Origin of the sequence: Francisella philomiragia, from assembly GCF_018135955.1 — a bacterium.
Taxonomy (GTDB): Bacteria; Pseudomonadota; Gammaproteobacteria; order Francisellales; family Francisellaceae; genus Francisella; species Francisella philomiragia.
Genome location: NZ_CP063138.1, coordinates 459,092 through 481,822, shown reverse-complemented (window position 1 = coordinate 481,822; position 22,731 = coordinate 459,092). Strand labels below are relative to the sequence as shown.

Genomic DNA, 22,731 nt, shown 5'->3' with positions numbered 1-22,731 from the left:
CTTTGTATATTCTATACATTTTTATTCACAAACCTTCTCAGCAGTAAAATTATTATACTTGTTAATATCGCTATAACAATAAATGTATCTAAACCATCGCTCATATTAGCTTTAGATAAACCTAAATCACTATCTGAAATATAGAAGAAACTAGCAAGAAAACCTCCTAATTTACCTCCTACACCCAATGTAAGCAACCATATACCCATATACAAAGCAACAAAACCTTTAGGCGCTATTTTTGTAATCATTGATAAGCCAATAGCCGATAAAGATAGCTCAGAAACACCCAATATTATATAAGCAAAAATGATACCATATGCTGAGACTTTAGTATGCTCAGGAGATATAAGTATTGAAACTAGTATTACTAAAAATGTGATCGTTAATAAAACAAAAGCAATATTAAATTTATCAATATCTTCCACTTTCATTCGCTTCTTATCTAAATAAATCCAAAATTTGCCTAGAATTCCTGCAAAAAATAATACACTTAATGATTCTACACTTAAAAACTGACTCGGATTTAATAGTGAATTATCCACTGAATACTGAGTAAACAGCAATACGCTTATAAATATTTGGAAGTACAGACCCCAATATATTATAGACAACAAGAAAAATATTCCTGCAACAAACACTTTTTTGAAACTAGATTTCTTCATTGATATACCAAGTATCACTTTAGATGCTATCACAGCAACAAATATAGATAAATTAGCAATTATTGGTTGTTCAAAGATATAAAATAAAACTATTATATATACTATTAATAATAAAGTTACTTTCAGAGTTACTGATAAAGTAAGTTTAAACTCTATAATATGTTTATTTAAAAACTTAAAGCCTACTAATAAAAGACAAAGCATGAATGCACTAACTGCCATACTACTATAAAATGGTGCTCCATAGCCATAATTATCTTTTAGCCAACTAGCTATGAATAGTGCTCCGAAGCTTCCCAAATTAATACCCATATAGAAAATATTAAAGCCAAAATCTCTTTTTGAATCATTCAAACTAGACTTGTCATAAAATCTCCCAATAAAGGCAGACATATTTGACTTTATGAGACCTGTACTTACAGAAATAAAACTCAAACCCAAATATAACATGCTTTGACTAGTTGAATATGCCAATATAAAGAAGCCGCTAAGCATGAAAAGTGAACCTAGCAGACCAGCTCGGTAATATCCCAAATATCTCTCAGCAATAAAGCCTCCTAAAATAGCTGAAATATATACCATCGAAAGAGTTGTACCAACCAAAGATGCTGATAAGTCTTGTGAAATTTGAAATTTATCTATCAGATAAAATATTAATAGTGATTGGATTATATAATATCCATAACGCTCAGCAAACTCTGCTAATGATGTAATTGCTAAAACTTTTTTTTCTTCTCTGAGATCTCTAGAGTTGATATCTTGGCTACTCATATTTAATAATATAAATAATCTTTAAACTTACATAGCCGTTATAATAACATAAATATATAATTAAATTTTGATTATTCTAATTCTAAAAGCTCTTCCCAAAATACATATTTTTTCTCGAGATCTTCATTTAAAGAGTTGAGTTTTTGTTGAATTTCATTTTGCTGTGATTGTGATTTTTGGTAAAAATCCAATTCGCCCATTTGCTGTTGAATCAAAGTAATATTTGCTTCTAGTTTTTCTATTTGACTTGGTAAATTACGTAGCTGTTTTTTCTGCTCATAAGTTAATTTGTTTTTTGTCTGTGGAGCTTTATTTGTTTCTTTGGCTGGTTGCACCAGCTGTTTTCGTTGTGCTATCCAACTATCATAGCCACCAATATACTCTTGTAAGTTGCCATTCTCAAAAACTATAGTACTTGTCGCAATATTATTTATAAACTCTCTATCATGACTGACAATAATTACAGTACCTTGATAATTTATCAGCATTTCTTCAAGAATTTCTAGAGTTTCGATATCTAAATCATTAGTTGGTTCATCAAGTATAATCACATTACTTGGTTTAGATAAAATTTTGGCTAACAATAATCTATTTTTTTCTCCCCCAGACAAATGAGTAATAGGAGAATGCAACCTCTCTGGAGTAAACAAAAATTTTTGTAAATAGGTAATTACGTGGGTTTCCTTACCGTCTATATTGATAAAATCTGAACCCTCTTTGACATTATCTATAATGCTAAGTGACTCATCTAATTGATCTCTTAACTGATCAAAATAAGCGATTTTAATATTATCTGCTAACGTTACATTACCTTGTGTAGGTTTATCCAACCCAAGTAGTGAGTTTAGTAGCGTTGTTTTACCACACCCATTTTGACCAATAATTGCAATCTTATCACCCTTTTGAATTTCAGTAGAGAAATCTTTAAATAGAAATTTACCATCATACTCAAAGCCAATATTATTAGCTTGAATAACTTTTCTAGATGATTTACCTGCTTCAGCAACCTTGATATCAGCTTTGCCAACATTTTCTCTACGTTGCTGTCTGTCACGACGCATTTGCTCTAGTGCTCTAACACGCCCTTCATTTCTAGTGCGTCTAGCTTTGATACCTTGACGAATCCAAGCTTCTTCTTGAGCTAACTTTTTATCAAACTCACTATTTGCTTTGTCTTGAGCATCTAGGATTTGCTCTTTCTTTTCAAGAAACTTTGTATAGTTACCATCAAATGAATATAAATGTCCCCTATCAAGTTCTATAATACTTTTAGCAACATTGTTTAGAAACTTTCTATCATGAGTGATAAAAAGTATCGCTCCAGCAAAGCCCGACAAAAATTCTTCAAGCCAACTAATAGAGTCAATATCCAAATGGTTTGTTGGTTCATCTAAAAGAAGTAAATCAGGTTTTTTTATTAAAGCTCTTGCTAGAATAACTCTTCTTTTCATCCCTCCAGATAGATCTTTAAAAGAAGCTTGAGAGTCCAGATTAAGTTTAGAAGCCAAAACTTCAACATCGTTTAAATATGACCAACCATGATTTTCATCAATGTAGCTATGTAATTTTTCAAGCTCATTAGATTCGGGATCTGACATTAAAGTCTGCTGATATGCTATCAGATGCTCACCAAGTTCCCCTAAACCTTGTAATATAACTTCTGCGATACTTCCTTTGATATCACTAGGAACTTCTTGGATCATACTAGCGACAATAGCATTATTATGTACTATTACCTCACCGCCATCTGGAATAACATTACCTTCAATAATTTTCAATAATGATGATTTACCCGTACCATTACGTCCAATTAGACAAATTCTTTGTCCTTTTGTAACTTCTAAATTAACCTTATCAAGAACTATTTGAGTACCGAAGTTTAAACTTACATTTTTAAGAGAGATTAGCTGCATTTAAGAAAAATAATCAAATTTAATTAATGCTGATTATTGTACCCTTTCACGCAAGATTTTGATAGAAAAGACAAAGATAATAGCAGCAATAAAATACATAAAGCCAGCAAATGTAATAGGTGAACTTGGCGATATTGAGGATAAGTGTCCCATCATAATATCATTTAAAAACCATGCCAAACCAAAACCAGCACCAGCTGCTCCCATTGCTTTACCTTGCTCTTTGTCAGACACAGCTGCTGAGATCATTGAAAGAAGCGCTGTATAGCATATAAGCTGAGATGCCGATAAAACTATTGTTAAAACCCACTGTGTCGCTTCATTAAATATAATTGATACTAAAATAAATCCAACACCACAAATAACAGCAGCTCTCACAAAAGCTACTTGATTTGATACTTTTGCAAAAATCTTTGGTTGTATAAAAATGCTTGCTAATGCTGTGGCTAAGCCCATAACAGCATAAAAAGCACCTGTCATAGATATGTTATAACTATATGTTAAATTTAAAAACAACGCCACCCCTTGAGCATAAAACCCCCATGCGCACTGTACAAGAAGATAAACTACACCGATTAACCTAACACGTTTATCTGACAATAAAAAAGATATAGTCCTATAAATCGTACCTAATTGGATAACTAAACCTGGATTTTTTGGTAAATCTCTCTTCATAATGATAACTATAAATGCAATATTTACTAATGCTAAAATAGCTGCAAATACAAATGGTATGGTATGGCTTACTTCCATTACAGATACAAAACTAGTGACTATTGGTCCTACTACAAAACCTAAAGATGCGGCCATAGTTATGTAACCTAAATTTCGTGACTTATCTTCTTCTGTAGATATATCAATAACAGCAGCTTGAGCAATCTCAAAAGCTCCACCAGCTAAACCGCAAATAAACCTGCTTGCTACAAATAATAAATAATCATGAGAATATATTGCATATGCTGATAAAAGATAAGCAACACAAGTAGTTGATAAAGCTACAATCAATATTATTTTACGCCCATACTTATCAGATAACTCCCCTATTATTGGACAGCCTATCAATAACCCTAATGGCCAACAAGCCAAAGCTATGGAATAATACCAATTTTGAAAATTACCGCCAGGATCACCAAAAGTAACACAAGATTGACCAAAGAATAATGACGGCATTATTGGAAAAACAAGCCCTGCCCCCATAATATCTATAATAATCGTTGTAATAAGTATTGGAATCAAAATATTTTTAGAGTGCAAGTTCATAACTTATATAACCTCGTAACAAATGAAAATAAAAGCTTTTTAATAAGAAAATTCAAGCGTATATACTACCGTAACAGGCTTAATTTATCAATGTTTGGAAATCTGCAAAATATAGTTATGCTCTAACGAAAGTCTTTTTAATGCATTAAGAAACATCTTTATATAAAAAATGAAACTCTCATCTTTATCATTCAAAACTCTAACATCTTTTAATAAAGGTAAAATATGTCTTTCAAAACGTAACAATTCTTTATAACTTATACGTTTGCGTTTTTTGATATCGTCTGAAACATTTGTTAGCGATTTCATGATATATTTCTTAAACTCTATAAAAGCAGGTTCTTTATCAAGATCCGCTATCGTTTGAGGGTCAAAAGAAAATTCTATATACTCATACATTACAATCATATATCTATACAGTCTACGAATATATAAGCTCATTTTCTCAAACTCTTGCACTTTTTTTGCAGACTTTTCATATTTCAATTCTTTAATAAGAGTAAGGTGTTTTGCAAACTCATGAAATATACTAGTTCTAAGTTTTTTATGTGAATGATTACGCTCAATAAACAGAATATCAAAAAAATCATGAATCTCTGAAATCGTTTTAACATAACTTTCTTTAAGCCGTGTTTCTGCTCTAATCGGAAATATAAATCTATTTACAAATAATGAGATTGCTATACCTAGAGATATTTCAATAGCTCTATAAATAGCGACCTGCACACCCGGCTGTTTATTTAGAATAATAATTATGATAGTTATTCCAGCCAAAGTACCAGCATAACTATATTTAGAAGCTCCTGCAAAATAAACAGCTAAAAAAATAAATGGTAGAATTAACACTACTTGTAAAATATGATTTTGGACTGAAGCTATAATAACTAAAGCCACTAAGGCTCCAGTGACCGTCCCCAAAAACCTCATTAGTGCCTTATCTAGAGCCCCTCCTAAGTTAGGCTGAGTAGACATTACAACAACTACTGTAATTGTCATCCAAAGATACATTTGCTCTATGTTAAAAAAATTTCCTAACAGAAGACCTAGTGTATAAGCAGTCGCAACGGCTATTGTAGCTTTAAGAGCGTTTATCGCTGCATACTTATTACTATTCAAAAAAGCAAATTGCATTACAAATATACCTTTAATTTATAAATTAACTACTCAGCACTAGCTCTAAAATATACCAAATCTACCTAAGATAGATGCTTCTTACTATTACTGTTGAGTCCTTTGTCTTACTGTTTCATACAATGCTATGCCTGTAGCAACAGAAACATTTAAGCTAGAAACCTCACCTAACATTGGTAATTTAGCAAGAAAATCACAACTAGCTTTTGTGCGCTGACGCATACCACTACCTTCTGCACCAGCAACTATTGCTACAGAATCTGCCAAATTCATCGAATATAAGCTGTCATTCGCCTCACCTGCTAAACCAATAACCCATACTCCTAATTGTTTGAGTTTTTCGATTGCTCTAGCAAGGTTAGTAACAACTACAATCTTTGTATGCTCTGCAGCACCACAAGCAACTTTTTTAACCGTTGCATTGACTGGTGCGCTATTATCTTTAGGGATAATTATAAAATCAATACCTGCCGAATGTGCACTACGTATACACGCACCAAAATTATGAGGATCTTGGACATTATCTAATATCAAAATAAAAGCATTTTTATCCTGAGGAATTAAATTTTCAATATCATTCTCGGAGTATGTTTTAAAATCATTTATCTCTATGGCAAAGATATTTTGATGATTTGCATCTTTTCTGACTCGTCCTGGAAGTTGCTTAAAACTATCAATAAAAGTAATTTTTAATCCTTTTGACTCAGCTTTAGCGATAATACTTTCAATCTTATGATTAGCATTTGACTTCTTAAATACCAATATTTCTTTTGCTTGATTAGCTTCTACCAAACTATCAATAGCATGAATACCATATATTAAACTACTCATTTAGTCTCCAAAAGCTTAACTAGCTTTTCTCTTAACCCATCAAATGAGCCATTACTCATCATCACAAGCTGGATATTCCTATCTCGGTACTTAGTTAATAACTCATCTACACAATCAACAAAATCATCAACACTAACTATAAAATCAACATTATTACTATTTTTGAGAACTTCTTTAGCATCCCATTTTAGTAAACTATGATTATACAACAATACTCTATCAGCTTCGATAATTGACATCGGCAAATTATCTTTATTATCGCCTTGACGCATCGTATTTGAACGTGGATCTATAAGAGCTATTACATAAGCATCTTTAGCTTTGTTACGCACAGCTTCTAAAGTTAACTTAATAGAAGTTGGATGATGAGCAAAATCATCATACAAAGTAACATTATCCTGATGAGATAATACTTCCAAACGTCTTTTAACTCCTTTAAAGCTTTCTAAAGCAGCATTTATCACTTCATCAGATATATTTAGTTGTTTTGCTACCGCATAGGCACTCATTGCGTTAAGCGCATTATGCTCACCTATTAAGCTCCATGATATTTCAATATTATTTCCACTAATATCACATAATTCAAACTTTGAATAATCTGCTGTATGCTTGGTTATACTGATACCATTACTAGAATTCACTCTGACTAGCTCTGACCAGCATCCCATTGATATTATTTTTTGAACATTCTCATCTTTGTCATTATAAATAATCTTCGCTGTTGATGGCATTTTTCTAAGTAACTGATGGAATTGCCAAAATATTGCGTCAATATCTTTGAAAATATCAGCATGATCAAACTCAATATTATTAATCACAAAAATACTTGGATCATAATGTATCAATTTTGAACGCTTATCAAAAAAAGCCGTATCATATTCATCAGCTTCAATGACAAAATACTCTGAATCTGTGTAACGTGATGAAACACCAAAATCACTGCTAACCCCACCAACCAAAAAGCTAGGATTTAAGCCAGCCTGCTCAAGTATTTTTATAGTCATTGTTGTGGTTGTAGTTTTACCATGTGTACCAGCTATTGCAATTACTTTTTTGTACTTAAGAATATTCTGATATAACCATTGTGGTCCTGAGAAATAATTTAGCTTTTCTGCGAGAATTTTTTCTACTATTGGCATACCTCTTTTCATGATATTACCAATAATAATTTCATCAGGATTTGTATCCAGTTGATCACAATCAAATCCTTGTAAAATCTCTATGCCTTGAGACTCAAGATAAGTACTCATTGGTGGATAGACATTAAGATCCGAACCTGTTACTTTATATCCCTTTTGTTTAGCTAATACCGCTAAAGAGCCCATAAAAGTGCCACAGATACCTAAAATATGAATATGTTTTGACATTAAAATTTTTTTGAAACTAATTAATAAAGTAGTTAAATTATATCAGTTTATTGAATTTAAATATATTAATAGATCTTTTCTATCTTAAACTATATTTACTTGGTATTACTAAAGTTATTATCTATAATTTATAGCAAGTTTGGATATATTAGGAATAATATATGTTTATAGAGTTTGCCCTTAAGAATCAGGTACTTAAATTTGGCGAATTTACGCTTAAATCAGGACGTATTAGTCCATATTTCTTTAATGCAGGGTTATTTAATACAGGTGATCAACTTGCCACACTTGCCGATTATTACGCTCAATTGATTATCAAAAGCGATGTCAAGTACGATATCCTTTTTGGTCCAGCATATAAAGGGATTCCTCTAGTTGCCGCTATTTCTACTGTACTAGCGCTGAAGTACAATATAGATATGCCTTACGCTTTTGACCGTAAAGAAGCGAAAGATCATGGCGAAGGTGGTGTATTTGTTGGTGCCGATATGACTAATAAAAAAGTATTACTCATAGATGATGTGATGACTGCAGGTACAGCGTTTTATGAATCATACAACAAGCTAAAAACTATTAATGCTGAAATAGCTGGTGTTGTACTATCTATAGATCGACAAGAAAAAGCTAAAGATAGCCATATTTCAGCAACTAAGAAAATATCTCAAGATTTCAACATCCCAGTTCTAGCGGTGACAAACTTTGAAAGTATTTTTGAGTACGTCAAAGAGAACCTTGATGAAACAATGATCAACAAATTTAAACAGTACCGTCAAAAATATGGCTCATAACAAAGATATTTATCTAATTTCAGATCTTCATCTAAATGCTAACCATGCTGAGATGGCTGATCTTTTTAAAAAGTTTTTAGATAGTATTACATCTACGCAAAACCAGCTTTTTATTCTTGGTGACTTTTTTGATTATTGGATTGGTGATAACCACAGAGACAACTTTTATCATAAAATCACAAATTGGCTAAAAGGAGCTTCAGATAAAGGTTTAGAAATATTTTTCATGTATGGAAATCGTGATTTTTTGATTGGTAGAAAATTTGCTAAACAAAGTGGCGTGACTCTTATTAAAGATCCGTATTATATCGATATATCTAATCAAAAAATACTCTTCTCGCATGGAGATCTATTTTGTACAGATGATAAGAGTTACCAAACTTATAGAAAATGGATAGCATACAACCCTATTCTGAGATTTATTTTTAGAAGATTACCTTTATTCATAAGAGAATATACTGCAAGAAATGTGCGCAAAGCAAGCTATGTAAAAAACCGTAAAAATCCAAATGTTGATGTAACAACCAGAGGTATTGAAAAATATCGTAATAACTGTAATATTGTAATTCATGGCCATACGCACAAAATGGCTATACACCTAACTGATAATTATACTAGATATGTACTTGGTGACTGGTTCAAAGATGGTAATTATATAAAAATCTCAAAAAATGGTGAGATTATTCAAGTTACGACATTAAACGGATACTAATTTAACTTCAGAGCTGAATTAAGAAAATTATTCTCTTTCAAAAGCTCTTGTATAGACTTCACAAAGCTCATCCATAGACTTATTTATCGCTACCTTATGTTGTTCTTTATCTAGTAGCTTCTGTAACGCTGGCGTAGCTGGAACCTGTATATCTAATATTGGCTCAATTACACTTTCAAACTTAGCAGGATGAGCAGTCGATACAATTATATAATCTTTATCTGCATCTAGTTGATTTTTTGCTACAAAGCCTGTTGCAGTGTGTGGGCAAACAACTTCATTATACTGACGATAAACTTGCTTAATTTCTTCTATGATTTCAAAATCAGAAACACATACAGCTTTAACATTAGCTTTGAAATTTTCATAATTCCCTAGCAAGTATAATAATCTTTCAAAATTACTAGGGTTACCCACATCCATTGCATTTGCCAATGTCTCAACACTTGCTCTTGGGTTAAATTCTCCAGTATTTAAATAATCTATCACTGTATCATTTGCATTTAGACTCATAGATATCTCATCTATTGGGAAGCCCATTTGTTTAGCCCAAAATGCTGCTGTGATATTACCAATATTACCAGATGGAACTATGTAGTTTGCTTTCTCTCCAGTCTGTAAATAATGCTGCCATGATGTATAAGCATAGTAAGTAGATTGTGGTAGTAATCTACCAATATTAATACTATTAGATGTATTTAGTTTGGTTCTCTCTATCCACCAAGGTGTCTTAAAAGCTTCTTTAACTAAACTTTGACAATCATCAAAAACTCCTTCAACTTCAACAGCTTGGATATTATCGCCCCAGCAAGTTATTTGTTTTTCTTGTCTTTTAGAGATCTTACCCTTAGGAAACATTACTATAACACGAATATTACCTTTACCATGAAAAGCTGCCGCTACTGCAGAACCTGTATCGCCAGAAGTTGCTACTAAAATTGTAAATGGCTTCTCACTATCAATAGAGCTTAGACAATTTGCTAAAAATCTCGCACCAAAATCCTTAAAAGATAAAGTTGGTCCATGAAAAAGCTCTAAAACAGATGTTGTTTTATCCAAGCGCTTAACTGGCACATCAAATGTAAAAGCATTATTACAAATCTTGTCTAAAGAAGCTTCAAGCTGATCTCCTTTAAAGAACTCTCTCAAAGTATTTGCAGCAAATTCAGCATAGCTGATATCTTTGGCAAAACTCTGCCAATCAACCGTTGGAAATCTCTCAGGCACAAATAGTCCTCCATCAGGAGCTAACCCAGACTGCATTGCCTCGCTTAATGAAACTTTGATATTTTTATCTCTTGTACTAATAAAATTCATGTCTTACCTTTATTATTTTTTCTCTAATATATATGCACCTTTGCCACTCATAGCACTTATCCAGCTATCCGACTTTAGGTCAAATTCTTTAAATTTATCCTGCATTGCTTTAGCAACAACATTCGCATCATCTTGTTTTTTTACAAGCGCAAACATTGTTGGTCCTGATCCTGATATACCACAAGCTATCGCACCTGCATCATAAGCAGCTTTCTGTACATCATAAAATCCTGTGATTAATTTAGATCTTCTTGGTTCAATCAATATATCTTTTAGACTTTCACTCAACAATCCAATATCTTGTGTGTATAAAGCACTTATTGTAGCTGCTAAGCATGCACTATGTTCTACTATTGTAGATAAATCATAAGGCTCTTTAAGAAGCTCACGTGCTTTTTTTGTCTCGATTGAAAGATCTGGACAAACTATAACTACATTACAATCAACTATTGGTAAATCTATTTTTTTACATGGTTTTGAACTTTGTAATAATACCAGTCCACCAAACATACACGGAACTGCATTATCGCCGTGAAATGATCCGGATATCAAACTCTCACCATAGATAGCATAGTCAATCAAATCATCATAGCTATACGGTGTTTCAAAAAAAGCATTCATCGCGACTAGAGCAGCAACAGAAGAAGCTGCTGAACCACCCATACCAGAGCCTAGTGTTATACCTTTTTGTATATAAACATCAAAACCTATCCTGATATTTTTATCTGTCAAAAACTTTTTAATTACCGCTGTGGCAACATTCTTATCACTGTCAAAAGGTAGTTTATCTGCGCCGGTAGCTCCACTAATTTGCTTGATAACCAGCTCGGCATCATCTCTTTTGATAAGTTCTACAGTATCTCCTACCCCATCGATAGCAAAACCTAGCAAATCATAACCAACTGCAAAATTTGCACTAGTTGCTGGAGCAAATGCTTTAGCTGATTTAATATTAGCTAATTTCATGACTACTTTTCTCTTATCACAGTTATAACATCAGCATATACACCCGCTGCTGTTACCTCAACACCAGCACCAGCACCTTGGATAACCATAGGTTGAGTATATCTATCTGTATTTATCATCACGATATTATCAGTACCTTTCACATTTGCAAAAGGACTAGATTCATCATAAGCTTGGATACCTACATTTGCAACACCATTAACGATAGATCCAACATAATGTACCCCTGCAAGATCTTTCTTTTTGTCTGCAATCTGTTGCATTATTTGCTCATTGAATACTGGAAGTTTTGCAAAAAACTCTTCTACACTACATTCACGCAACTCTTCGGGTACTAAATTTTCGATAACCAAGTCATTCAAGCCTATATTTAGACCTATCTCTCTAGCTAAGATCACCGTCTTTCTCGCCACATCCATACCTGATAAATCTTGTCTTGGATCTGGCTCTGTATACCCAGCATCATAAGCCATTTTAACTGCATCTGAGAAAATCACACCATTATTTAACTGAGTGAACAAATAGCTTAAAGTTCCTGAGAAAATTCCTTTTATAGTGCTAACATGATCACCGCTTTGAACCATGTTTTGTAATGTAACTATAAGAGGAAGACCAGCACAAACGTTTGTTTCATATAGAAAACTAGTGCCATTTTGCTTAGCGACTTTTCTAAGCTCTTGATAGAATTCATAATTTCCTGAATTTGCATATTTATTAGGAGTAATTACGCTTATTCCATTCTTTAAGAAATTACTATAATTTTTCGAAACATTTTCACTTGCTGTAGCATCAATCACAATTTTTTTGGTAGCCGAAGCATGTGACATAAATTCAGCCAACCTCTCTAGATTAACTTGCTCTGTATTCTCATTAAGTAGATTATCTATATTTTCAAATAATAAATTCTCATAAGAAACACGCATTTGCTTTGAATTAGTAGCTCCGACTAATACTAAATTAATACCTTTTGCATACCATTTTTCATAAGTTTTTTTGACTTGTTTAATAAATGCCTTACCAATATTTCCAGCTCCAATAACAGCAATTGCGATATCATCACTCTCAGAATTATAGTGACGATGCATAGCTTGTACACCACGTATCTCATCTTCCGCTTTTACGGCAAATGTAACACTTCTTTCTGATGATCCTTGAGCAATAGCATGTATATTGATATTTGCTAATTTAAGTGAATTTACTAATTTTGCTAGCGAGCCAGTCTTAGACTTCATACCCTCACCAACAGCTGTAATCAAAGCATGATGTTTATGAACAACTATTTCTTCGATAAGATTACTCTTTATCTCATTTGCAAACTCTTGTCTAAGAGCTTCAGTTGCTTTATCAGCGTTGACACTATCTATAGCAAAACAGATCGAGTACTCCGAACTAGCCTGAGATATCATCATTACCGACACTTCTGCCTTCTCTAACGCTCCGAATACTTTAAATGATATTCCTGACACACCAATCATACCAGCACCTTGCACTCGCACTATCGCAACATCTGAAACGCTTGTTAGACCTTTGATAATTCCTTGGTTTTCATCTTTATCTGCACTAATTTTAGTACCAACCTCATTTGGGAAATAACTACTCTTAATATAGATTGGTGTTCTTTCTAGAGCCATAGGAGCGATAGTTAAAGGATGTACTACAGATGCACCAAAATATGCAAGCTCAAGAGCTTCTTTATATGTTAATTGAGTTAGAGGTTTTGCTTCTGGAACTACTTGTGGATTAGCACTATATACACCAGCCACATCTGTCCAAATATATAATTTATCTGCTTGTAATAACTTGGCAAAAATAGCTGCTGAGTAATCACTACAATTCAAACCTAATATAGTTCTTTTGCCTAGCCTATTTTGAGCAATAAAGCCAGTTATGATGTATACATCTGCTGGATTATCATTTTTGATAGACTCAAGTAGCTCCAAACTTTTTTGCCAGTCAACTGTAACAGGATAGCTACGATCATTTACAATCAAACATAGTGATGCGTCTATGAAGTAAGATTTCTTACCTTTTGATTGCAAATATAGTGTAAGAATTTTAGCTGACCAGATTTCTCCAAACCCTAGTATGAAAAATCTTAAGCTATCTGCGCAAAACCCTGTAATAGCAATAGTACTTAAAATATGTTTGATGTTTTTTAAATCTTCTAAGATTGACTGTTGCAATAAATCATCTGAAGGAACTAATTCCTCAAGTATCGAACTATGATGCTCAAAAATAAAATTAAGTGTTTCGCTATAATCTTGAGATTCAATCGCTTGATCTATAGCTTTTTGTAAATTACTAGTAGTTTTTGCTGACGCAGAAACTACTACAGCTTCATCGACACAACTAATTATATTCGAAACATTTTTTATTTTCTCAGCTGATGCTAAACTACTACCACCAAATTTATGTACTATCATATTTTACACTCTTACTCTTAACAAATATCAAATTGATTACTTTTGTATTATACTTGAGCCATAAATTTTATCACTAATAATTATGAGGGTTTTATGCTTAAAGTTGGTTTTATTGGTTGGCGTGGAATGGTTGGCTCAGTTTTGATGTCTCGCATGGTTGAATCGAATGATTTTGATGATATCATGCCAACATTTTTTTCAACATCTCAAGCGGGACAACAACCTTCAGGATTTATGCAAAAATATGGCGTATTACAAGATGCATACAGTATCAAAGAATTAGCTAAAATGGATATACTTCTAAGCTGTCAAGGTGGTGAATATACCAAAGAAATTCACTCTAAGTTAAGATCATCTGGTTGGCAGGGTTTTTGGATAGATGCTGCATCTACACTACGTCTAGAGAATGACAGTATTCTAGTACTAGATCCGTTAAATCATGGGCAAATAATCAACGCTATTGATAGTGGTAAAAAAGACTTTATTGGTAGTAATTGTACTGTTAGTTTAATGTCTCTAGCAATTGCTGGACTACTCAAAGAAGATCTTGTCGAGTGGGTTAACTCTAGTACTTACCAAGCAATATCAGGCTCTGGTGCTGCAGCAATGCAAGAACTTCTCCAACAAGCTGACCTTTTGAGTAAAGCTGATGATATAAATGCAGATATCCTAACAAGAGAAAAAACTCTAAGAGAACTATCTAAAGACTCTTCAAAAATTCCTCAACAAAAAACTGTACAAACTTTGGCTTATAATCTATTGCCTTGGATAGATGTTGGCATGCCAAGTGGACAAACAAAAGAAGAGTACAAAGCAGCTACAGAACTAAACAAGATTCTAGATACTAAGAAAACAATTCCTGTTGATGGCGTATGTGTTAGAGTTCCTAGCCTAAGATCACACTCACAAGCTTTGACAGTCAAACTAAGACAGAAATTAACAATTGAAGAAATTAAGCAGAAAATATCTCAAGGTAATGAGTGGGTTAAAGTTGTAGATAATAACAAAGAAGATACTCTCAAGCATCTAACACCTCAAGCAACTTCAGGAACTCTTGATATTGCTATAGGTCGTATCAAGTCATCTCTATTAGCTGATGATGTATTTCATTGTTTCACAGTAGGAGATCAGCTACTATGGGGAGCTGCAGAACCACTAAGAAGAGTTTTAAATATTATTAAAAATAAAATCTAAGATAAAATATTAGAAAGTTTAGAAGATAATTATCGATCCTTTTAGGCTATTCCCAAGCATAACCTTTTGGCAAATCACAAGATACACCTTTTTGACTTAGCATCATGGTTTTCATATTTGTAATAGGACAACTACAAGTCGCATACTCTTTTGAACCTTTTTCATATTTACATGGTTGAGTCATACAACCTGCTACATCAATATTTTGACATTTAACCCCTTCACCTGGTTTTGCGATATCATAATCCTTATTCATATCAAAACCATAAGTTGAAATTAAATCAGCACCTGGGATAAAAGAGACATTATCATCTAGAGTATTTTGATCGGCTATATATTTACACACTGGAGCTTCTACTCCTTTACAATCACCTCTACCATCCGGTAGACAAGTAGAAAGATTTTTACATTTTGAACCATCTTTACCACAAACTGCTACTGTCTTATAATAAACACCTAAGTTCATAATTCCATCAATATTGACATAGTTAGGACCTGTGAAAACTTTACATCTACAATTAGCTGTTTTTCCATCTTCGCTTACTTTACATGGCATAGCTTGATTGTTTGAATTTATACCTGTTGCTTTTGGAGAACCTGAATAATGACAGTTTGCATAAGTAGCTTTTGCACAATACAGTTGTTTAGTTGCACTAGTTGCTCCACCACCAGACCAAGCTGAGCCATATTCAGTAGGCTTACATAAGGTCGGATAAAAAGGCATATTACTACAGTTATCTCCACAAAATGGTCTTACAGAATCACAAAGTACATTTGACTCCATTAGTGGATACTTTATGATATCTTTACCAAAAGATACGCTTACAAGTAATACAAAAACTAATATGGCAAAAAGTCTTTTCATAATGTCCCTTATAAGTTTTCCTTAACAAATTTGACAACTTCTTCCATCTTAAAGCTTCTAGCTCCTTTGACAGTAAGTTTAGTATTTTGAGATTTATACCCATCAAGTACTTTTAATAGATCATTATTTAACTGTTGTTTATCATCATAATATTTAACATTTGAACCTTCATACTCTTCTAAAGCAAACTTTATTAAATTTTTTTCGCCAAATAAAAATATATTATCCAAGCCAGCCTTATTGAGCCATTGCCCCATTTTACGATGATAATTCTCGCCCTCATCACCCAATTCTCTCATTGAAGTAATTGCTATAACTTTTTTACCATCAAATTCAGCTAAATCTGCTATAGCAGCTTGGACAGCACCAGCACTAGCATTATATGTATCGTCTACAAGAGTTAACTTATCATTTAGTTTTTCGGTTGAGAATCTGCCTTTATAGTTTTTGATATTTTGCGTATTTTGTAAGAAATCATTAGGTTCTAGTCCTGCAGCAACCACACTTGCTATCGCAAGCATGCTATTAGACAAATTATGTTTACCTATGTTGGGTAACTGATAGCTATATTCTTTGTTAAAAATTCTAATCTTAACATCGTATAACTCTGGCGTAACCTGATAATCTAAGATGATGATATCTGCATCTTGATTACTCATTGAGCAAGTAATTTTGTTACAGTCTAATTTATCTGCATAAGCTGGTATTCTTTCATCATCAAGATTTACAATGCAAAAACCATCTTTTGGCAAAGCTTTGAGAAGCTCACCTTTTTCAATCATCACACCATCTAGTGTTTTAAGATTCTCTAAATGACTAGCGCCAACATTTGTAATCATCGCAACATTAGGCTGAATAATTTCAGCAGCGGCTTTTATCTCACCTGCAACACTTGTACCAGTTTCAATCACAGCAAAATCAACATCTTGTGGAGTTTCTAAAACTGTCATAGGCACACCAAGATAGTTGTTGAAATTACCTTGTGTAAAATGAACTTTTTTATCACCAAGTAGAGTTACTATCATCTCTTTAACAGTTGTTTTACCACAACTACCAGTTAAGGAAATAATTGGCATTTTTATAGACTTACGATACTCTTTTGCTAAAGCTCGTAATCCTTTGATAGTATTGTTACAAACTATTTGTGGAACATCTGTATCTTGTTTTTTTGATACTAGTAAAGCTTTTGCTCCATTAGCAATGGCACTCGGGATAAATTCATGGCCATCACGATTAGCTACAATCGCGACAAATAAAGCATCTTGATTTACCTCATTAGAATTAATGCTAACTGTTTGAATTGATACATCTTCGCCGATATATTCTAAGCCAGCCTGTGTTGCTAATTGTTTTAGTGATTTGATCATTTTTTCTCCATAAGACTCATATCAAATTCCTCTTCCGGTCACTGAGCGAAGTCGAAGTGTGAAGGGGAAATAGCTTTAAATAAACTATCATAGTGATAGATCATTGATCTGTCACTACAAATATTTGCTTAAACAAGCCACCCTTTCTCTACAGCTAAATCAATCTGTCCTTTTACATATTGCCATAACTCCGGAGCAATGTCTTTTAATCCTAAGTTTCTACTGATAACTTTTTCTTTAGGTACTTTGCCATAAGCTACCCAACTACCACCATTATTTTGCATATTTTGCAAAACTGGGACTGCTCGCTCGATAGCTTTTGAATATTTTGCTTCTGCTGTTTGATTATCTTCAAACTCAAGCCATAAAGCTTTATACTCATTAGCCTCATCTTCTGGTAACAATGAAAATATTTTCTCTAAAGCTTCTAGTTCTTTGGTGTTCTGTTCCTCAAGTACTGCATGATTATCAAAAGCATAAGTATCACCTGCATATATCTCAACAATATCATGAATCAACAGCATCTTAAGCACTTTTAGCATATCAAGCTCTTCAATTGCATATTCTTCTAATATAACGCCCATAAGAGTTACGTGCCAACTATGTTCTGCTGTATTCTCTCTACGATTATTATCACATTTTATCAATGCTCTACGATATACGCCTTTTAGTTTGTCTATCTCTTGGATAAAACTTATTTTCTTTTCTAAATTTGTCATTTTGCTCCACATATATCATAAATTCCCCTTCAAAATATTGAAGGGGTGGCAACCTTTAGGTTGACGGAGTAGTGTTTTTATACTTAGCAATAACCTCGCGCTCATCAAAATACTCTTTAATACCATTTTTATCAAGATAGCACTCATGTCCTTTGCCAGCTAATAGAATAACATCGTTAGCTTTCGAGTTTTCAATAGTATATTTGATAGCTTTTTCTCTACTATGAATAAAAGTATGCCTTTCAGGATGCCTAAAACCTTTTTTGATATCATCAAAAATACTTTCAATATTTTCAAAACGATTATTATCTTCTGTAACAACTACTTTATTAGCATATTCCTCTGCTATTTGAGCCATGATAGGTCTTTTGGTAGTATCTCTATTGCCACCACAACCAAAAATACACCATAGATTATTTAGATGATAGTTTGCTAGAGTTTGTAGAGCTTTTTCCAAAGCATCTGGAGTATGCGCATAATCAATTATGATTTTAGCATCATTTGCTAATGCGATTACTTCCATACGTCCTTTTACAGGTTTTAATTTAGAAATATTTTCTAGAAGTTGTTCTCTAGTAGAGTCAGCATCTAATGCTGCTAAGCTCAAACCTAAATTCATTAGATTAAATTCGCCAACTAAAGATGTTTGATAAGTACCCATATACTTTTGAGAAATATATAAATCAAAGCTTGTTTGCATATTCTCTATACTCTTAGACTCTATATAAATATCTGCTCTTCTTGACTTTAGGCTGACTGTTACTATTTCACAGTTAGAAACTTTACACAATTTCAGACCATATTCATCATCTATATTTATTACAGCTTTTTTAAGGCTTTTAAACTGAAACAATTTTGCTTTAGCTTCAAAATAATTATCCATAGTCTTATGATAATCAAGATGATCATGACTAAGATTACTAAATACTGCAATATCAAAATCTAAACCTTCGGTACGCTTTTGATCCAATGAATGAGATGATACTTCCATCACTAAATTTTGATAGTTTTCATAATCTGAAATAGTTTGATATAGAGATAGTATATCTAGCGTTGTATGTGTACTTTCTTTTAAATCTGGATAGATACCATTACCATTTGTACCAAGCAATAGTGACTTTTGGTCTAGTAACTTTTGCAACTGGGCAATATAACTAGAAATCGATGTTTTGCCATTTGTACCTGTTATGCCAACTATATTTTGAGGTTTTTTATAATCATAAAACCATTTAGCAAGATTCGATAGCTTCTCTTTTAAATTTTCAACATAAAAAATATTAGGTAATTCCCCTTCAGCTACTGAAGGGGTGGCAATCGAAGATTGACGGGGTAGTTTATCACTCAAAATAAGTTTTGTACCCTTAGCTAAAACATTATCAATATATTTATTACCGTCTGTTGTTGAACCCTTGAGAGCTATAAATGCTGATTTTGCATCACATTTACGACTATCTAAAGATAGCGATTCAATTTCAAAATTATTTTGAGATAAGGTTTGAATATCTAGAAATTTTAATATTTGATTTATACTTTTCATTTTAATTTTCACCACATTAAAGCACTTTGTGGCAAGCTTATGTCAAAGTCATTGATCCAGTGACTACAACTGTCTGAGCTTGCGAGTTTTGTAGGCGCCAATGACTTACATTAAAGCGCGAACATGTGCTAAGCAGTTTTGCATACTTTTTCTGCTATTGCAAAAAGTATGTCGCTAAAACTTACATCGTAAGTTAGCGAAAGCATTTAATCAATTATCTTTTTTAAAAGCTGGAAAACCCAATTTTTCTCTAGCGCTATAATATTCTTTAGCTACTTCTAGAGCTAATTTTCTAACTCTTAGAATATAGCCTTGTCTTTCTGTAACAGATATTGCATGACGCGCATCTAATAAGTTAAAAGTATGTGAAGCTTTCAATACAAACTCATAAGCTGGTATTGGTAGATTTTTTCCTACTAGTCTATAACCTTCTTTCTCTAATAAATCAAACTGTTTGAAAAGCTCTTCAACATTAGCTTCTTCAAAGTTATAAGTCGACATCTCAATTTCATTTTGTAAGAATACATCCCGATAATATAAAGGACCATTTTGCGTATTAGCCCATAATATATCATACATGCTATCAACATTTTGAATGTACATAGCTAGTCGCTCAAGACCATAAGTAATCTCGCCCATAACAGGCTTACACTCAAGTCCACCTACTTGTTGAAAATATGTAAACTGTGTAATCTCCATACCATTTGACCATACTTCCCAACCAAGACCCCAAGCGCCAAGTGTTGGCGACTCCCAGTTATCTTCAACGAAGCGAATATCATTCTCTAATGGATCAATACCTAGCTCTCTAAGTGAACCAAGATATAATTCTTGAATATCATCAGGCGATGGCTTCATCACAACTTGGTATTGGTAGTAATGTTGCGTACGGTTAGGGTTTTCACCATAGCGACCATCTGTAGGTCTTCTTGATGGCTGAACATACGCAGCTGTCCATGGCTCTGGACCTATCGCTCTTAGAGTTGTAGCAGGATGAAATGTACCAGCACCGACTTCCATATCTAGTGGCTGAATAATAGCACAACCTTTAGATGCCCAATAATGATGTAGTTTTAAAATAATTTCTTGAAATGTAAGCATTTTGAATATTTTTTAACCTAATTAATTGAGATAGATTTTAACATATTTAAAGTTGAAGTTGCGAAAAATGCTTGTAAGATATAAGTATTTCTCTATCTATAAAAAATATAATGTAGTAGATGATTAAAATATATCTAACTAGCTTAATATCAAATTAGTCAACAGACTTTATTACTAACTGAAAAAGCTTGCTTATATAAGATGAACATTTTTTTCGATGTTGTTAAGTTCATCCACTAAATTACATTTTACAGCATTAATACTATCTTTTCTTAGAGGAATTCCTAAAACTATTATTGTATTTTTTGAATCGTTAATTCTGTTGATATAGTTAATTGACTTTATTTCTACTTTGTTAGATGGATAACATAAAAACCCATATTTGTTTATTGTCTTACTAAAAGATGAATAGGCCATAATTTGATGAAGGTCGTGTCTATGCTCCTCCTTCAATGTATTACTCAAATCAAACTTGTTATATAAATTTGATTTGTATTTGGCGTCAATAAATATCAATAATGAATCTTTTTGATATATTGCGTCAGGCTCAATATGTTTCAATTCCCAGCTATAGTGCATTGATGATCCCGAATGAAATTTGTAGTTTGAAAATAGTCTTCCGCCTGTTTCTTTTGCTGTCTCTTTGAAAATGTATTGGACTAGCTTTTCAAATACCTCTGCGAAATCAACTCTCCAAGCTGTGCTATCAAGTAGTTTATAGTTCAATATTTTATTTGCACTTTCTTTACAAGTTTTTACTATTGGATTATCAGAAGCTTTAATTACTACTTGATTTGTTGATTTGGGGTTATGTAAATAAAGTTTGTTCTCAATGAACTCTAGTTTCGGCCTCACTGTATTTTTTATTCTTTGAGGCGTCTTTGGAGAAAGAAGTTCGAGTTTACATAAGTCAAATACATATCTTATTTCAGAATACTCAGGATGCAATTCACTTAGTATATTTTTTCTCACAGGAAACTTGATTTTATTTTCAACCTTGTATTCATTATGGACGTATTTGTTCCAATTTATTTGACCAGTAGGTTGATTAGATATTCGTTCATCATTATCAAATTTTCTCCACTGCTTCATAACTAGTTGTTCAAGTGTTTTAATAAATTTGATAGCTTCCAAATATAGTGGAGGTCGAAAGTTTCTGCCAGATACCAAAGGCAAACTGTCGGCAACCTCAGGACTTATCTCCGTACCAAGCAATTCTATGATTTCAATGTAGTCTTCAAATCTATCTTTCCCGACAAATCTAGGCATTACTACAAAATCACCTATTTGCTTACCGGTATCAGATGCTCTTAGAGGAATAGAGCCAATATAGCTAGATGTTCTAAAATATAATGATGTATTTTGATCTGACCCATTGATGACTGGTTGAACCCCAAGAAACTCAAATTGATCAGAATTATATTGAATAAATTTTTGGAGGTATTGACCAATAATTCTTTTGTCTGCTGATTTAAACCATTTTTTCTGTAAAACAATTCCATTTAACTGATTGGAGCGTTCTGTTAAACAGGGTATTTCGCAAAAAACATCCATAATATTAATTACTCAAAAAGAGACTGTTTGATTCGATTATCAAAATAATTATTAAACTCCTCTTTAGCACTTCTCAATAGACCTTCTTGTAGATATTCTTTTATGAGTGGAAATATTTCATATCTAATTCTATTTTCCATTTCTTCGTCAGAATCTGCTATAAAATAACCCTGTCCAGGTTGAAGAGATAACTCATTACTTGAAGCATACCATTCAAAGATATTTTCGATTTTTACAAAGTCATCTTTAT

At 32.8% G+C, this 22,731-nt stretch carries 18 protein-coding genes; 3 read left to right on the top strand and 15 right to left on the bottom strand.

All coding sequences use genetic code 11. The annotated features are described in order from the left end of the window. Positions 1-11: 11 nt before the first annotated feature. From IMS64_RS02390 to mpl, 6 genes are all read right to left on the bottom strand, one after another. On the bottom strand, positions 12-1,436 hold the full coding sequence (locus IMS64_RS02390) for a peptide MFS transporter (RefSeq protein WP_004288203.1): 1,425 nt from the start codon (positions 1,434-1,436) through the stop codon (positions 12-14). Between the two features lie 71 nt (positions 1,437-1,507). After that, entirely contained in the window at positions 1,508-3,349 is a 1,842-nt protein-coding gene (locus IMS64_RS02385) for an ATP-binding cassette domain-containing protein (protein ID WP_211490790.1), read from the bottom strand. A gap of 33 nt (positions 3,350-3,382) precedes the next feature. Further along, positions 3,383-4,609: an MFS transporter gene (locus IMS64_RS02380; protein WP_211490789.1), complete on the bottom strand. Its 1,227-nt coding sequence runs from the start codon at positions 4,607-4,609 to the stop codon at positions 3,383-3,385. A gap of 87 nt (positions 4,610-4,696) precedes the next feature. Then, the gene (locus IMS64_RS02375) at positions 4,697-5,740 is read right to left on the bottom strand and encodes an FUSC family protein (protein ID WP_088820963.1); all 1,044 of its coding nucleotides are present in this window, start codon (positions 5,738-5,740) and stop codon (positions 4,697-4,699) included. 87 nt (positions 5,741-5,827) lie between these two features. Further along, positions 5,828-6,571: a 23S rRNA (guanosine(2251)-2'-O)-methyltransferase RlmB gene (gene rlmB, locus IMS64_RS02370; protein ID WP_211490788.1), complete on the bottom strand. Its 744-nt coding sequence runs from the start codon at positions 6,569-6,571 to the stop codon at positions 5,828-5,830. After that, positions 6,568-7,938 (bottom strand): UDP-N-acetylmuramate:L-alanyl-gamma-D-glutamyl-meso-diaminopimelate ligase, encoded by a 1,371-nt coding sequence (gene mpl, locus IMS64_RS02365; RefSeq protein WP_088820961.1) that lies wholly within the window; start codon positions 7,936-7,938, stop codon positions 6,568-6,570. Before mpl ends, rlmB begins: the two co-directional genes overlap by 4 nt. Positions 7,939-8,099: 161 nt before the next feature. On the opposite strand from mpl, the gene pyrE reads away from it, so the two are divergent. Together pyrE and IMS64_RS02355 are read left to right on the top strand one after the other, a co-directional pair. Continuing rightward, positions 8,100-8,726 carry an orotate phosphoribosyltransferase gene (gene pyrE, locus IMS64_RS02360; protein ID WP_211490787.1) on the top strand — a complete coding sequence of 209 codons (627 nt, stop codon included), beginning with the start codon at positions 8,100-8,102 and terminating at the stop codon, positions 8,724-8,726. Beyond that, the gene (locus tag IMS64_RS02355) at positions 8,716-9,438 is read left to right on the top strand and encodes a UDP-2,3-diacylglucosamine diphosphatase (protein WP_211490786.1); all 723 of its coding nucleotides are present in this window, start codon (positions 8,716-8,718) and stop codon (positions 9,436-9,438) included. Before pyrE ends, IMS64_RS02355 begins: the two co-directional genes overlap by 11 nt. A 27-nt stretch (positions 9,439-9,465) precedes the next feature. Here the strand turns inward: IMS64_RS02355 and thrC are convergent, their stop codons facing one another. From thrC to thrA, 3 genes are read right to left on the bottom strand one after another with little or no spacing between them, the layout of a single operon-like run. After that, positions 9,466-10,755: a threonine synthase gene (gene thrC, locus IMS64_RS02350; RefSeq protein ID WP_211490785.1), complete on the bottom strand. Its 1,290-nt coding sequence runs from the start codon at positions 10,753-10,755 to the stop codon at positions 9,466-9,468. Positions 10,756-10,767: 12 nt separating this feature from the next. Further along, positions 10,768-11,721, bottom strand: coding sequence for a homoserine kinase (locus IMS64_RS02345; RefSeq protein WP_044525763.1), 954 nt, complete (start codon positions 11,719-11,721; stop codon positions 10,768-10,770). A 2-nt stretch (positions 11,722-11,723) separates the two neighbouring features. Next, positions 11,724-14,144 carry a bifunctional aspartate kinase/homoserine dehydrogenase I gene (gene thrA, locus IMS64_RS02340; protein ID WP_211490784.1) on the bottom strand — a complete coding sequence of 807 codons (2,421 nt, stop codon included), beginning with the start codon at positions 14,142-14,144 and terminating at the stop codon, positions 11,724-11,726. A gap of 93 nt (positions 14,145-14,237) precedes the next feature. Here thrA and asd point away from each other — a divergent pair, with 93 nt between their 5' ends. Continuing rightward, on the top strand, positions 14,238-15,338 hold the full coding sequence (gene asd, locus IMS64_RS02335; RefSeq protein ID WP_211490783.1) for an aspartate-semialdehyde dehydrogenase: 1,101 nt from the start codon (positions 14,238-14,240) through the stop codon (positions 15,336-15,338). A 46-nt stretch (positions 15,339-15,384) separates the two neighbouring features. Here asd and IMS64_RS02330 read toward each other — a convergent pair whose 3' ends face one another. The 6 genes from IMS64_RS02330 to IMS64_RS02305 form a co-directional block, all read right to left on the bottom strand. Next, positions 15,385-16,203, bottom strand: a complete 819-nt coding sequence (locus IMS64_RS02330) for a hypothetical protein (RefSeq protein WP_211490782.1) — start codon at positions 16,201-16,203, stop codon at positions 15,385-15,387. A gap of 8 nt (positions 16,204-16,211) precedes the next feature. Continuing rightward, on the bottom strand, positions 16,212-17,570 hold the full coding sequence (locus IMS64_RS02325; RefSeq protein WP_211490781.1) for a UDP-N-acetylmuramoyl-tripeptide--D-alanyl-D-alanine ligase: 1,359 nt from the start codon (positions 17,568-17,570) through the stop codon (positions 16,212-16,214). 128 nt (positions 17,571-17,698) lie between these two features. Beyond that, on the bottom strand, positions 17,699-18,289 hold the full coding sequence (locus IMS64_RS02320; protein WP_200156323.1) for an HD domain-containing protein: 591 nt from the start codon (positions 18,287-18,289) through the stop codon (positions 17,699-17,701). A 55-nt stretch (positions 18,290-18,344) separates the two neighbouring features. Continuing rightward, a complete protein-coding gene (locus tag IMS64_RS02315) occupies positions 18,345-19,826 on the bottom strand; it encodes a UDP-N-acetylmuramoyl-L-alanyl-D-glutamate--2,6-diaminopimelate ligase (protein WP_211490780.1) in 1,482 nt (493 codons plus the stop codon). A 210-nt stretch (positions 19,827-20,036) separates the two neighbouring features. Next, positions 20,037-20,927, bottom strand: coding sequence for a glycine--tRNA ligase subunit alpha (gene glyQ / locus IMS64_RS02310; RefSeq protein WP_004288222.1), 891 nt, complete (start codon positions 20,925-20,927; stop codon positions 20,037-20,039). Between the two features lie 192 nt (positions 20,928-21,119). Beyond that, positions 21,120-22,481 carry a hypothetical protein gene (locus IMS64_RS02305; RefSeq protein ID WP_211490779.1) on the bottom strand — a complete coding sequence of 454 codons (1,362 nt, stop codon included), beginning with the start codon at positions 22,479-22,481 and terminating at the stop codon, positions 21,120-21,122. Positions 22,482-22,731 lie beyond the last annotated feature (250 nt).